Genomic DNA, 13,104 nt, shown 5'->3' with positions numbered 1-13,104 from the left:
CTTTGAAAGGAACCACAATGGCCCAGATTACCGCCGCTATGGTCAAGCAGCTCCGCGAGATGACCGACTCCCCGATGATGGAGTGCAAGAAGGCTCTCGTCGAGGCTGACGGTGACATGGACGCCGCTGTTGACGTTCTGCGTAAGAACGGCCTCGCTAAGGCTGCCAAGAAGGCTGGCCGCGAGACCAACGAGGGCGCTGTCGCCGCGTTCGTCTCCGAGGATGGCAAGACCGGCGCTCTGCTCGAGCTCTCCTGCGAGACCGACTTCGTCGGCTCCAACGCCAAGTTCACCGGCTTTGCTTCCAAGGTCGCCGAGGTTGTCGCCACCACCGAGCCGGCCGATGTCGACGCTCTGCTCGAGAAGCCGATGGGCGAGGAGACCGTTTCCTCCGAGCTCACCGAGATGATTCACATCATGGGCGAGAACATGAAGATCTCCCGCTTCGCCGCCCGCAAGGCCGAGAACGGCGCTCTCGCTTCTTACATCCACATGGGTGGTAAGATCGGCGTCCTCGTCGAGTTTGCTTTCGAGAAGGCTGAGACCGCTCAGGCTGAGTCCTTCAAGACCTTTGCCCACGACGTTGCCCTTCAGGTTGCCGCCGTCGCTCCGATCTGCGCTACCCGCGATCAGGTTCCGGCCGAGACCGTCGAGCATGAGAAGCAGATCTACATGGCTCAGGCTGCCGAGTCCGGCAAGCCCGAGGCCATCCAGGAGAAGATGGCTGTTGGCCGTCTGGAGAAGTTCTACAAGCAGTCCGTGCTCACCGAGCAGGAGTTCATCAAGGACAGCTCCCTCACCATCAAGAAGTACGCTGAGCAGGTCTCCAAGGAGCTCGGCGATACCATTACCGTCGTTGCCTTCGACCGTCTGGTCCGTGGCGAGTAAATAAGCTCTTGTAGCTGGTAATGAGCAGGCTGTGGGTTTTACTCACAGCCTGCTTTTTCATGCCTCTAAGCAGAGCCTTTGATATCATATTGAGAGTCTAATTAAAGGAGGATCGCTTTGTCCGACATCCGATATAAACGCGTGCTTTTGAAGCTTTCCGGCGAAGCACTGATGGGCGATGGCCACTATGGCATCGACCCCAAGGTTACCGACCATCTTGCCAAGCAGGTCAAGGAGCTGCTCGCCGTTGGCCATGAGGTCGGCATCGTTGTCGGCGGCGGCAATATTTTCCGCGGCATGGCTGGAGCTGCCGGCGGTATGGAGCGTGCTCAGGCCGATTACATGGGCATGCTTGCAACCGTTATGAACGCGCTCGCCCTGCAGGATGCCTTCGAGCATAACGATGTTCCTTGCCGCGTTATGAGTGCCATCCAGATGAACGAGATTTGCGAGCCCTATATTCGTCGTCGCGCCATCAATCACCTGTCCAAGGGCAATGTCGTTATCTTCGCAGCCGGCTCGGGCAATCCGTACTTTACGACTGACACCGCCGCGGCCCTTCGTGCCTGCGAGATCGGTGCGGAGATTCTGATTAAGGCCACCAAGGTCGACGGTATCTACGACAAAGATCCCGTCAAGTGCGCCGATGCCGTCCGCTTTGACAAGATCACCTATCACGAGGTGCTCGTCCGCGGCCTGCAGGTTATGGATTCCACGGCTACGGCCCTGTGCCAGGATAACCGTATGCCCATTTTGGTCCTCAACATCGATGGCGAGGACAACGTCAAGCGCGCGCTTTCGGGTGAGCCCGTCGGCACGCTCGTCTATCAGGAGGATTAAGCATGGCAGAGAACATCACCGCCCACATGGACAAGTCGCTCGAGTCCCTCAAGCATAACTTCTCCAAGGTCCGTACCGGCCGAGCCAACGCTAACATTCTGTCCGACATCACCGTCGATTATTACGGTGTTCCCACGCCGGTCACGCAGGTTGCCGCCGTAAAGACCCCCGAGGCCCACATGCTGCTCATCGAGCCGTGGGATAAGGCGCTTATCAACGCCATCGTCAAGGCCATCGGCGCTTCCGATCTGGGTATTACCCCCAACTCCGATGGCACCGTTGTTCGTCTTCCGTTCCCGGCTCCCACCGAGGAGCGCCGTCGCGAGCTCGTCAAGGAGTGCCGCGAGTACGCCGAGCAGGCCAAGGTGTCTATCCGTAACATCCGTCGCGACTTTAACAACAAGCTCGAACGCGATGAGGAGCTTACCGAGGACGACGTCCGCCGTGAGCAGGCCAAGGTGCAGAAGCATACCGACGAGTATGTCGCCAAGGTCGAGGAGCTTCTGAAGGAAAAAGAAGCCGAGGTCATGGAGATCTAAGGTGCAATACGACGAGAACAAACTGGTCGAGTACTTTGCCGACGCCCCTGCGGGCGTCGGTTTTTCCGACCTTGACCTCAATAATATTCCACATCATATCTCGTGCATCATGGACGGCAACGGTCGCTGGGCTACGGCGCGAGGTCTTGCCCGTACCGAGGGCCACAAGGCGGGTATCGTCTCCCTTCGTGAGATCATTACCGCCTGCGTGCGTCTGGGCGTCGACGTGCTTTCCGCCTATGCGTTTTCAACCGAAAACTGGAACCGCCCGCAGCATGAGGTTAACGTCTTGATGCATCTGTTTGCCAAGACGTTTATCGATGAGCTGCCGCTTCTGAAGCGCGAAAACGTGCGTGTTGTCTTTTTGGGTGATATTTCCGCGCTGCCCAAGAAGACCCGCGACGTTTTTGAATGCGGTCTTGCCGAGTGCGCCGATCACACCGGTATGACGCTGGCGCTTGCCGTCAACTACGGCGCTCGTGCCGAGATTACCCGCGCCGCCCGTCAGCTTGCGCTCGATGCCGCCGCCGGCAAGATCGATCCTGCTGCTATCGACGATGATATGGTTGCTTCGCACCTGTACACCGCCGGTCTTCCCGATCCCGAGCTGGTCATTCGCACCTCTGGTGAGCTTCGCCTTTCGAACTATCTGCTGTGGCAGGTGGCTTATTCCGAATTCTATGTCACCGATACCTATTGGCCTGACTTTGATCGTTGGGGCCTTGTCGACGCCATCTTGGCCTATCAGGGCCGTGACCGTAGGTTTGGTGGACTGAGCAAGACCGAGGAGGCTTAATCGTGTCCGATCGTCCCAAGGCATCTGCTCCCAAGACGCCTGCGCGCAAAGCTGCCACTGCGGGAGCGCCTGCAGCGAAGAGCGGCACCGGTTCGTGGCTTGCGGGCTTTATTACCCGTGCCGCCGCCGGTATCGTCTACGCCGTCGTCTTTATCCTGTGCCTGGTTTTGGGTATCGTGCCCACCGCCATTTTTGTCTCTGTCATGAGCGGGCTTTGCTGCTTTGAGTTTTTCCGTATGACGAGGCTCGATGGCAAGGTCGCCAACGAGCACCTGGGCATTATTGCCGCCGTGCTCTTTCCGTTATCGGCGCTTGGCGATTCGCTTTTGCTGAACGCCCTGCTTTTTGCACTGATGCTCGCGGTGGGCATTTGGTATGTTTGGTCGCCGCGTACCCGCATCTCTGATGTGGCCGTGACGCTCATGGGGCCCATCTACACAGGCTTTATGCTGTCGGCTATTGTGCTGCTGCGCGATGCCGTGCCCGGTTTTGCCGGCGCCCTGCTTTCAGTGGGTGTTTGCGCGTCCCTTTGGGTCTCCGATTCGTTTGCCTACATCGTGGGCAGCCGTATCGGCAAACACAAGATGGTTCCCAAGATCTCTCCCAATAAGAGCTGGGAGGGCTTTGTTGGTGGCATTCTGGGCTCGGTTCTCATCTGGCTCATTTTGTGGGTGACGCATCTCTATAAGCTGAGCTTGCCCTATGCGCTGCTTTGTGGCGTGGTTGTGTCCATCCTGGGCGTTATCGGCGACCTTATCGAGTCGCGCATCAAGCGCGGTGTGGGCGTCAAGGATTCCGGTAACCTTATCCCGGGCCACGGCGGCATGCTCGATCGAAGCGATTCGCTTATCTTCGGCTGCATCACCGCGCAGCTGATGCTGATGATCGGAGGCGTGCTGTAATGTCCTTCCAGACGACCTATGGCTCCGATGGACGTCTTCGTGTTGCCATCCTGGGCTGTACGGGCTCTATCGGCACTCAGGCGCTCGATGTTTGCCGTCAGCATGCCGATCGTCTGCAGGTGACGGCTCTTTCCGTTAATTCCAGTACCACTGAGCTCGTTGCGTTTGCCCGTGAGTTTTCGGTTCCGGCTGTTGCCATCGCAGATACCGCTCACGGGTCTGATGCCGTACTGCAGGAGCTGCCTCAGGGCACGAACGTCGGCGTTGGTGCGCAGGCGGTCTGTGATCTCGCGTGCCGTGATGATGTCGATTGCGTGCTCGTTGCCATTGTTGGCGCCGCCGGTCTCGAGGCAAGCCATGCTGCCTTGATCTCGAATAAGCGCCTTGCCCTTGCCAATAAGGAGTCGCTCGTTGTTGGCGGTGACCTGCTGATGCCGTTGGCTCAGCCCGGTCAGCTTATCCCGGTCGATTCCGAGCACTCTGCAATTTACCAATGCTATCTGGGTGAGAATCCGCGCGAGGCCCATTGTATTTGGCTTACCTGTTCGGGCGGTCCGTTCTTTGGCCGTTCGCGCGAGGAACTCGACCGTGTGACGCGCGCCGATGCCCTGGCGCACCCTACGTGGGCTATGGGTGCCAAGATCACGATTGACTCCGCTACCCTCATGAACAAGGGCCTGGAGCGTATCGAGGCGATGCACTTGTTCGGTTGCGACCTCGACTTTATCAACGTGGTCGTGCAGCGCCAGTCAAAGATTCATTCGATGGTCGAGTTTGCCGACGGCTCCGTGATGGCGCATCTCGGGGTATCTGACATGCGCATTCCCATCCAGTTTGCCTTCTCGTATCCCGAGCGCTGGGATACTCCGGCTCCGCGCATCGATTTCCGCGAGTTGGGTCGGCTTACCTTTGATGCGGCCGACATGGATACGTTCCGCTGCCTGGCGCTGGCCGAGCGTGCGGGCAAGACGGGCGGCACCATGCCGTGCGTGCTCAATGCCGCCAACGAGGTCGCCGTCGATGCCTTCCTGCATGATGGTTGCAGTTTTACCGATATCGATCGCATTGTGGAATCCTGTATGGATGCGCATGATGCGCAGACGGTTGATTCGTTTGAACAGCTTCGCGGTATCGATGCGTGGGCGCGTGAAAAGGCCGCGCAAGTGCTCGTCGCAACCCGTTCTTAACCCATAAGGATTGCTTTTTCGTTTTATGGAAACTGTTCTGAGCGTTCTCTCATCGGTCTTTTGGGGCCTGCTGATGCTTTCCGTCCTCGTGTTTTTGCACGAGGGCGGCCACTTTTTGGCGGCGCGTGCCTGCGGCGTCCGGGTGACTGAGTTCTTTTTGGGCCTGCCGTGTCGCTTTGATATCCATCATACGTCTCGTCGGATCGGCACCAAGTTTGGCGTGACCCCGCTGTTGCTGGGTGGGTATGCTGCCATCTGTGGCATGGATCCGACTGATGTCTCGTATGCCGATCGCGTGCTTGCCGCCATCTATCGCCACGGCCGTGTGACGGTGGCCGATCTTGCCGTCGAGCTTGAGCTGTCCGAGGAGGATGTGCTCGAGGCCTGTGCTTTGCTGCTGGGTTGGGGATCCATAGCTCCTTGGTATGAAGAAGGGGAAAAGCCTTCGCCTGGTTACTATCCCACCAAGTACCAGACCCTGCCGCGTGACGCGGCGGGTTATACCACCTTTGACGGCCGTCGGTTCGATCGCGAGCACGCGACTGCCGAGGGCGATGTATGGGAACTGCCGTGCGGCGAGGCCGAATTCCTTGCACGCGAGCGCTCGCACACCTATTTGGGTCAGGGCTTTTTCAAGCGTACCTTTATGCTGCTTGCGGGCATTATCGTCAATATCCTGACGGGCTTTTTGCTCCTTATGAGCATCTATTCCATCGCGGGTGTCACGGTGCCGGTGGACACCAATGTGATCGGCCAGGTTGACGAAGGCTCGATTGCCTCCGCGGCGGGAATCGAGGATGGCGACGCGATTCTTTCGGTCGACGGAGTATCGTGCTCTACCTGGATGGACGTTTACGATGCCATTGGCAAGGCTGCCGGTAAGGACGATATAGCCATTGAGTACGAGCGTGACGGCAAGAAGCATTCGACCACGGTTGCGCTCAAAGAGGACGAACGCCTAGGTGTGTATGTCTCTACGCAGGTGGTCCGTTTAGACCCCATCACGTCGGCTCGCCTGTCGTTCTCCTATGTCGTGCAGACAGCGCAGGGCGTGATGCGCCTGCTCCAGCCTCAGCATACGATGGAGATTCTCGATCAGTCCTCTTCGATCGTGGGTATTAGCGTTATGTCCTCACAAGCTGCTGCTGCCGGCCCTGCCACGTTCCTTTCGTTTGCCGCCCTCATTTCGTTCTCGCTTGGCTTTATGAACCTGCTACCTATCCCGCCACTCGATGGCGGCAAGTTGGTCATCGAGATCATTCAAAAGATTGCGGGCCGCGAGCTTCCGCTCAAGGTCCAGACGATTGTGAGCTATGTGGGCATCGCGCTCTTTGCGCTGCTGTTTGTCTATATGCTTCGTTCCGACATCCTTCGATTTATTCTGTAGGGGAGTGTTTGGATTGTCTTTATCCCATCCTTTGCCTCGCGAGTTGACGCGCCCCGTGCATGTGGGCGGCGTGCAGATCGGTGGAGGCGCGCCGGTGGTGGTCCAATCCATGACCTGCACCGATACCGCTGATGCCCAGGCAACGCTTGCGCAAGTGTGCGCGTTGGCGCAGGCTGGCTGCGATATCGTACGCGTGAGCGTGCCCACCGAGGCCGCGCTTGAGGGTTTCCGCGCCATCTGCGCCGAGTCTCCGGTGCCGATCGTTGCCGATATCCACTTTAACCATAAGCTCGCCATTGGTGCCGTTGAGGCCGGTGCTGCCAAGCTACGCATCAATCCCGGCAATATCGGCGATTGGGCCAAGGTTGACGCGGTGATCGATGCTGCGGGTGCCGCGGGCTGTGCGATTCGTATCGGCGTCAATGCTGGTTCGCTTGAGCAGGATATCGCTGAGCGCGACGATCTCACGCAGCCCGAAAAGCTCGTGATGTCGAGCGAACGTTTCGTCAAGCATTTTGAAGACCGCGGCTTTACGAACATTGTGCTTTCGGCCAAGGCCCATAGCGTGCAAACGACGCTCGACACCTATCGTGCCCTGTCGCGTGAGATTCCCCACGTTCCGCTTCACCTGGGTGTAACCGAGGCGGGTACCAAGCTGCAGGGCACCATCAAGAGCTCGGTGGGCCTTGGAATCCTGCTGTCCGAGGGAATCGGTGACACCATGCGCGTTTCGCTCACGGCCGATCCGGTTGAGGAGCCGCCGGTCGCCTGGGGAATTTTGCAGTCGCTGGGCCTGCGTCGCCGCGGCCCCGAGATTGTCTCGTGCCCCACGTGCGCCCGCTGTCAGGTTAACCTGATCGCAATCGCCGAGGAAGTAACCGAGCGGCTTAAGAACTATGCCGCGCCGCTTTCGATTGCCGTCATGGGATGTGCCGTCAATGGCCCCGGTGAGGCTTCTGATGCCGACCTGGGCGTTGCTTGCGGACGTGGTCAGGGCCTGCTCTTTTCGCATGGCCAGATCATTGGTAAAGTAGCGGAGGACCAAATTGTCGACGCGCTTATGGCCGAGGTCGACAAGCTTATTGAGGAGAAATAAATGACCCGAGCAATGTATATGTCTAAGCTGTATGCTCCGACGCTCAAAGAGGATCCGGCCGACGCTGAGCTTGCGAGCCATCGCCTGCTGCTCCGTGCCGGTATGATCCGCAAGGAGGCCGCCGGTCTCTATTCCTATCTGCCGCTCGCGTGGCGCTCGATTCGCAAGATTGAGAACATCGTGCGCGACGAGATGGACGCCGCCGGCGCCCAGGAGCTCATGATGCCCATCATGGTCGATGCCGAGCTGTGGCGTGAGTCCGGCCGTATCGATGCCTATGGCAAGGAGCTCGTGCGCTTTGATGACCGCCACGGCCGCGAGTTCGTGCTCGGCCCCACGCACGAGGAGACCGTGACTGCCCTGGTGCGCAACGAGCTGCGTTCATACAAGCAACTGCCGGTGAATCTCTATCACATCCAGGACAAGTTCCGCGACGAGTTCCGTCCCCGCTTTGGCCTGATGCGCGGTCGCGAGTTCATCATGAAAGACGCCTACAGCTTTTCTGCCACGCAGGAGAGCCTGCAGGAGGAGTACGACAAGATGAAGCAGGCCTACGCCAATATCTGCGAGCGCTGCTACATCAAGGCCCTGCCCGTCGTCGCCGATTCCGGCGAGATCGGTGGCGACACTTCCGTCGAGTTCATGGCGCTGGCAGAGGCCGGCGAGGCCTCGCTGGTCTACTGCGACGATTGTGGCTTTGCTGCCGATGACGAGGCGGCAAGCACCAAGGTCGTTGTGACCGAGGGCCCCGGCGACGGCACACTCACCAAGGTCGAGACTCCGGGTATGGGCACCATCGAGGCCGTCGCCAAGTTCTTCGGCTTCCCCGAGAACGGTACGCGCAAGTCGCTGGCTCTCATCGACGCCGAGGGCAAGCCGGTTGTGGCCATCGTTCCGGGCGATCATGAGCTCAACGACTGCAAGGCCGAGCATGTCTTTGGCAAGGGCTATCGCATGATGACCGACGAGGAGCTCCAGACCTACGGTCTGCATAAGGGCTTTATCGGACCGGTTAACCTGCCCGAGGGCATTCGTCTGGTCTGCGACGAGAGCCTGCGCGAGTCCAAGCAGTGGGCCTGCGGTGCCAACGAAGTCGACTATCACTTTACCGGTGCCTGCCCCGAGCGCGACTTTACCGTCGACGAGTGGGCCGACCTGGTTACCGTCGTTGCCGGCGACCCTTGCCCGCACTGCGGCAAGCCGCTCTCCGCTGCTCGCGGCATCGAGGTTTCCCAGGTCTTCCAGCTGGGCACCAAGTACTCCGAGGCCATGGGTGCCACCTTTATGGACGAGGACGGCAAGGAGAAGCCGCTTATCATGGGTTGCTACGGCGTGGGCGTGTCCCGCTCGCTCGCTGCCGTCGTGGAGCAGCACAACGACGAGCACGGTATCGTTTGGCCGGTCTCTGTTGCCCCGTACGAGGTTGCGGTGATTCCGCTCGACCCCAAGAAGGAGGAGTGCGCTACCGTTTGCGAGCAAATCGTCGAGGGTCTGTGCGCCGAGGGTATCGAGGTTGTCGTTGACGACCGTGACGAGCGTCCCGGCTTTAAGTTTGCCGACAGCGACCTTATGGGCTTCCCTTATCAGGTGGTGCTCGGCAAGCGCGGCCTTAAGAACGGCACCGTCGAGCTCAAGGATCGTGCCACGGGCGAGCGCGAGGATGTGGCGATCGATGAGATTGTCGCCAAGGTCGCTGAGCTTGTGAAAGCAGCCCGTCGTTAATCGAGCCCGCTGCGTTTAGTGCACTTGTTAAGCGGCCCTGCGTCTCTCGAGGTAGAGATGCAGGGCCGCTTTTGCGTCTAAGGGACATTTGTTGCTAAAAGGAAAACCCCGCAGCCCATGCGAGCTGTGGGGTTTTCCTTTGTGCCTCCGATGCGAAATAAATCGCTCAGATATTACTGATAATCGACGACGTCGATCCAGTTCTTAAGGAACTCATCGTTCACGTTGCGCTTACGAGCGAGCTCGGAAGCGGCGACGATGCTCGTCCACTGACGCACGACCTGCATGGGCATGTCGGCGCGATCGCAGTAGAGCTCCAGGTAGGCCTCGGCCTGGTCCTTGCTGTTGAGGGCAAAGAGCAGGTAGGTGGTGGCAACGTCGGCAGCAGGGGAGCCCTGGGTGGCGTGTGCCCAGTCGCAGACGTACAGCTGGCCGTCGTCGCCAACGATGACGTTGGAGGGGTTGAAGTCGCCGTGGCAGACCTTGAACTCCTTGGTCATGCCGTCCAGACGCTCCTGAAGGTTGTAGCGCGTGGTGGCATTGAGCTGATCGAGGCTGTCGATCATGCGGGCGAACTTGTCGCGCTGACGGTTGAGCAGCGGGGAGGTGTAGCCGTGGATCTCGATCTGGAGGTCGACGAACATCTCGAGGTACTCACCAAAGCGCTGGGGCTCGGCAGCCATCTTCTCGGCAAGGGTGGTGCCCGGAACCTTCTCGGTCACGAGCGCCCAGCCGTTGGCGTTCTCGAGCTGAGAAACCTCGAGAGCCTTGGGGCTGCGGATGCCGCACTCATTGATGCGGGCAAGATTCAAAGCCTCGTTGAACACGTCGGAGACGGGCTTGGTCTCGTTAAAGACCTTGACGATCTTGTCGCCCAGGTCGTAAACGACTTTGTTGCCGCGACGGACGAGCTCGGTCTTGGATTCGGGGAGCAGCATGATTGCATCCTTTCAACGATGCGATAGAAGCAGCGGCGGGGGCGTGCGTGCGCCCGTTCACCCCCGCCGAAATAACCGTGCTAAAAACTAGCAGACGGCGTAGTCCTGGGGCTCGCGGCCATAGTAGGCGTCCAGGTAGAGCTCCTTGATCTCGCTCATGAGCGGGTAGCGCGGGTTAGCGCCGGTGCACTGGTCGTTGAATGCCTGCTCGGTCATCTCGTCGAGGGTGTCGAGGAAGTACTGCTCGTCAACACCGTAGTCGGCGATGGTCTTCTTGACACCGATGAAGTCCTTGAGCTCCTCGAGCTTCGTGATGAAGTTCTCGAAGACCTCCTTGTCGTCCTTGCCCTCGATGCCGCAGTACTTGGCCATCTCGGCGTAGTTGTGCAGCGCGTTGGGGTAAGGATACTGGGAGAACGTGCCCATCTTGACGGGAGCTTCGGCGGCGTTGTAGCGCATGACGCGAGTCAGGATGATGGCGTTGGCGATGCCGTGGGGCAGGTGATGGAAGGCACCGAGCTTGTGGGCCATGGAGTGGTTGAGGCCCAGGAAGGCGTTGGCGAAGGCCATACCGGCCATGCAGGAGGCGTTGTGCATCTCCTCGCGGGCATGCGGGTCCTTGGCGCCGTTTTCGAAGCTGGAGGGCAGGTTCTCGAAGACGAGCTTGGCAGCGCGCTCGGAGAGGCCCTTGGTGTAGTCGGAGGCCATGATGGAGACATAGGACTCGATGGCGTGGGTCATGACGTCGATGCCGGAGGCGGCGGTCAGGCCGCGCGGGGCGGTCATGCAGTTGTCGGCGTCAACGATAGCCATGTTGGGGAGCAGCGCGTAGTCGGCGAGCGGCCACTTGATGCCGGTCTCCTTGTCGGTGATGATGGCGAACGGCGTGCACTCGGAACCGGTGCCCGAAGAGGTCGGGACGGCGACGAAGTAGGCCTTCTTGCCCATCTCGGGGAAGGTGAAGATACGCTTGCGGATGTCCATGAAGTCCATGGCCATGTCCTCAAACTTGCACTCGGGGTGCTCGTACATCATCCACATGATCTTGCCGGCGTCCATAGCGGAGCCACCGCCGACGGCGATGATGACGTCCGGCTCAAAGAGAGCCATCTGCTTGGCGCCGCGACGTGCGCACTGCAGCGACGGATCGGGCTCGACGTCGTAGAAGCAGTCGTGGGCGATGCCCATCTCGTCGAGCTTGGCCTCGATGGCGCGGGTGTTGCCATTCTTGAAGAGGAACTGGTCGGTGACGATAAAGGCGCGCTTCTTGCCCATGACGCTGCCCAGCTCGTCGAGAGCGACGGGCGTGGAACCCTTCTTGAAGTAGACCTTCTCGGGAGCGCGGAACCACAGCATGTTCTCACGGCGCTCGGCCACAGTCTTAACGTTGATCAAGTGCTTCACCCCAACGTTCTCGGAGACGGAGTTGCCGCCCCAGGAGCCGCAGCCCAGGGTCAGAGACGGCTTCATGCCAAAGTTGTACAGGTCACCGATGCCGCCGTGCGAGGACGGGGTGTTGATGACGATACGGCAGGCCTTCATGACATGCTCGAACAGGCTGATCTTCTCGGCCTGGGCGGGATGCACGTACAGAGAGGCGGTGTGGCCCGGGCCACCGGCGAGTACCAGGTGCTCGGCCTTGTCGACGGCCTCCTGGAAGTCCTTGGCGTGATACATGGCCAGGACAGGGGAGAGCTTCTCGTGGGAGAACTCCTCCTTGGCGGGGTCGGTGGAGGTGACCTCGGCGATCAGGATCTTGGTCTTGGCGGGAACCTCGATACCGGCGAGCTCGGCGATCTTGGCGGCAGCCATGCCGGGGATGCGGTGATCGAGAGCGCCGTTCTTGAACATGGCGCCGCGCAGGGCCTCCATCTCGGCACCCTGCTTGACGAAGTAGCAGCCGCGCTTCTGGAATTCGGCCTTAACCTGGTCATAGATGGTGTCGATGACGGTCACGGACTGCTCGGAAGCGCAGATCATGCCGTTGTCGAAGGTCTTGGAGTGGATGATGGAGTTGACGGCGAGCAGCACGTCGGCGGTGTCGTCGATGACGACCGGGGTGTTACCGGCGCCAACGCCCAGGGCGGGCTTGCCCGAGGAGTAGGCGGCCTTGACCATGCCCGGGCCACCGGTGGCGAGGATGATGTCGACATCGCGCATGACCATGTTGGTCAGCTCGATGGAGGGGACATCGACCCAGCCGATGATGCCCTCGGGGGCGCCGGCCTTGACGGCGGCGTCAAGCACGAGCTTGGCGGCGGCGATGGTGCACTTGGCGGCAGCCGGGTGCGGGGAGATGATGATGGCGTTGCGGGTCTTCAGGCTGATCAGCGTCTTGAAGATCGCGGTGGAGGTGGGGTTGGTCGTCGGGATGACGGCGCCCACGATGCCGATGGGCTCAGCGATCTTGGTGATGCCGTAGGCCTCGTCGCGCTCAATGACACCACAGGTCTTGGTGTTCTTGTAAGCGTTGTAGATGTACTCTGCGGCGTAGTGGTTCTTGATGACCTTGTCCTCAAGAACGCCGCGACCGGTCTCCTCGATGGCCATCTTCGCCAGCGGGATACGAGCCTTGTTGGCGGCCATGGCGGCCTCGTAGAAGATCTTGTCGACCTGCTCCTGCGTGTACGTAGCAAAAAGCGCCTGGGCCTCTCGCATCTGAGCGAGTTTAGCCTCAAGCGCCTCTACGTTGTCCACAATTGCGGGAGTAGTGTTTTCCGGTGACTTTTTCACCATTTGTGTCTCCTTGCGATCGGAGATTTACCCTACATGTTGCATGATAGCAAGAAATTATTCGGCGAACGGTAAGA

At 59.7% G+C, this 13,104-nt stretch carries 11 protein-coding genes; 9 read left to right on the top strand and 2 right to left on the bottom strand.

The features are described from left to right. Positions 1–17 precede the first annotated feature (17 nt). From tsf to ACQRCA_RS00730, 9 genes are all read left to right on the top strand, one after another. On the top strand, positions 18–887 hold the full coding sequence (tsf, locus tag ACQRCA_RS00770; protein WP_022094736.1) for a translation elongation factor Ts: 870 nt from the start codon (positions 18–20) through the stop codon (positions 885–887). 117 nt (positions 888–1,004) lie between these two features. After that, positions 1,005–1,727 carry a UMP kinase gene (gene pyrH, locus ACQRCA_RS00765; protein ID WP_427717558.1) on the top strand — a complete coding sequence of 241 codons (723 nt, stop codon included), beginning with the start codon at positions 1,005–1,007 and terminating at the stop codon, positions 1,725–1,727. Positions 1,728–1,729: 2 nt separating this feature from the next. Continuing rightward, positions 1,730–2,266: a ribosome recycling factor gene (frr, locus tag ACQRCA_RS00760; RefSeq protein WP_006236112.1), complete on the top strand. Its 537-nt coding sequence runs from the start codon at positions 1,730–1,732 to the stop codon at positions 2,264–2,266. A 1-nt stretch (position 2,267) separates the two neighbouring features. Further along, positions 2,268–3,062 (top strand): isoprenyl transferase, encoded by a 795-nt coding sequence (locus ACQRCA_RS00755; RefSeq protein WP_427717554.1) that lies wholly within the window; start codon positions 2,268–2,270, stop codon positions 3,060–3,062. A 2-nt stretch (positions 3,063–3,064) separates the two neighbouring features. Continuing rightward, positions 3,065–3,964, top strand: a complete 900-nt coding sequence (locus ACQRCA_RS00750; RefSeq protein WP_427717552.1) for a phosphatidate cytidylyltransferase — start codon at positions 3,065–3,067, stop codon at positions 3,962–3,964. After that, a complete protein-coding gene (dxr, locus tag ACQRCA_RS00745) occupies positions 3,964–5,151 on the top strand; it encodes a 1-deoxy-D-xylulose-5-phosphate reductoisomerase (RefSeq protein WP_427717549.1) in 1,188 nt (395 codons plus the stop codon). Before ACQRCA_RS00750 ends, dxr begins: the two co-directional genes overlap by 1 nt. 25 nt (positions 5,152–5,176) lie before the next feature. Beyond that, positions 5,177–6,538 carry a M50 family metallopeptidase gene (locus tag ACQRCA_RS00740; RefSeq protein ID WP_427717547.1) on the top strand — a complete coding sequence of 454 codons (1,362 nt, stop codon included), beginning with the start codon at positions 5,177–5,179 and terminating at the stop codon, positions 6,536–6,538. Positions 6,539–6,551: 13 nt separating this feature from the next. Continuing rightward, complete coding sequence (ispG, locus tag ACQRCA_RS00735) at positions 6,552–7,634, top strand: flavodoxin-dependent (E)-4-hydroxy-3-methylbut-2-enyl-diphosphate synthase (RefSeq protein WP_427717544.1); 1,083 nt, start codon at positions 6,552–6,554, stop codon at positions 7,632–7,634. Positions 7,635–7,646: 12 nt separating this feature from the next. Next, entirely contained in the window at positions 7,647–9,356 is a 1,710-nt protein-coding gene (locus tag ACQRCA_RS00730; RefSeq protein ID WP_427717598.1) for a proline--tRNA ligase, read from the top strand. 173 nt (positions 9,357–9,529) lie between these two features. Here the strand turns inward: ACQRCA_RS00730 and ACQRCA_RS00725 are convergent, their stop codons facing one another. Both ACQRCA_RS00725 and adhE read right to left on the bottom strand, forming a co-directional pair. After that, positions 9,530–10,294, bottom strand: a complete 765-nt coding sequence (locus tag ACQRCA_RS00725; RefSeq protein WP_427717541.1) for a phosphotransferase — start codon at positions 10,292–10,294, stop codon at positions 9,530–9,532. 87 nt (positions 10,295–10,381) lie between these two features. After that, positions 10,382–13,030: a bifunctional acetaldehyde-CoA/alcohol dehydrogenase gene (gene adhE, locus ACQRCA_RS00720; RefSeq protein ID WP_154516260.1), complete on the bottom strand. Its 2,649-nt coding sequence runs from the start codon at positions 13,028–13,030 to the stop codon at positions 10,382–10,384. Positions 13,031–13,104: the final 74 nt, after the last annotated feature.

Origin of the sequence: Collinsella sp. SGI.095, from assembly GCF_050314535.1 — a bacterium.
In the GTDB taxonomy this organism is placed as follows: domain Bacteria; phylum Actinomycetota; class Coriobacteriia; order Coriobacteriales; family Coriobacteriaceae; genus Collinsella.
Note: the sequence above shows the minus strand (reverse complement) of the source record. Positions and strands in the feature narration are given on the sequence as shown.

Coding starts and splice junctions, on each gene's coding strand:
- ACQRCA_RS00725 (WP_427717541.1), bottom strand. CDS start 10,294: ATGCTGCTCCCCGAATCCAAGACCGAGCTCGTCCGTCGCGGCAACAAA.
- adhE (WP_154516260.1), bottom strand. CDS start 13,030: ATGGTGAAAAAGTCACCGGAAAACACTACTCCCGCAATTGTGGACAAC.
- dxr (WP_427717549.1), top strand. CDS start 3,964: ATGTCCTTCCAGACGACCTATGGCTCCGATGGACGTCTTCGTGTTGCC.
- ACQRCA_RS00730 (WP_427717598.1), top strand. CDS start 7,647: ATGTATATGTCTAAGCTGTATGCTCCGACGCTCAAAGAGGATCCGGCC.
- tsf (WP_022094736.1), top strand. CDS start 18: ATGGCCCAGATTACCGCCGCTATGGTCAAGCAGCTCCGCGAGATGACC.
- ACQRCA_RS00740 (WP_427717547.1), top strand. CDS start 5,177: ATGGAAACTGTTCTGAGCGTTCTCTCATCGGTCTTTTGGGGCCTGCTG.
- frr (WP_006236112.1), top strand. CDS start 1,730: ATGGCAGAGAACATCACCGCCCACATGGACAAGTCGCTCGAGTCCCTC.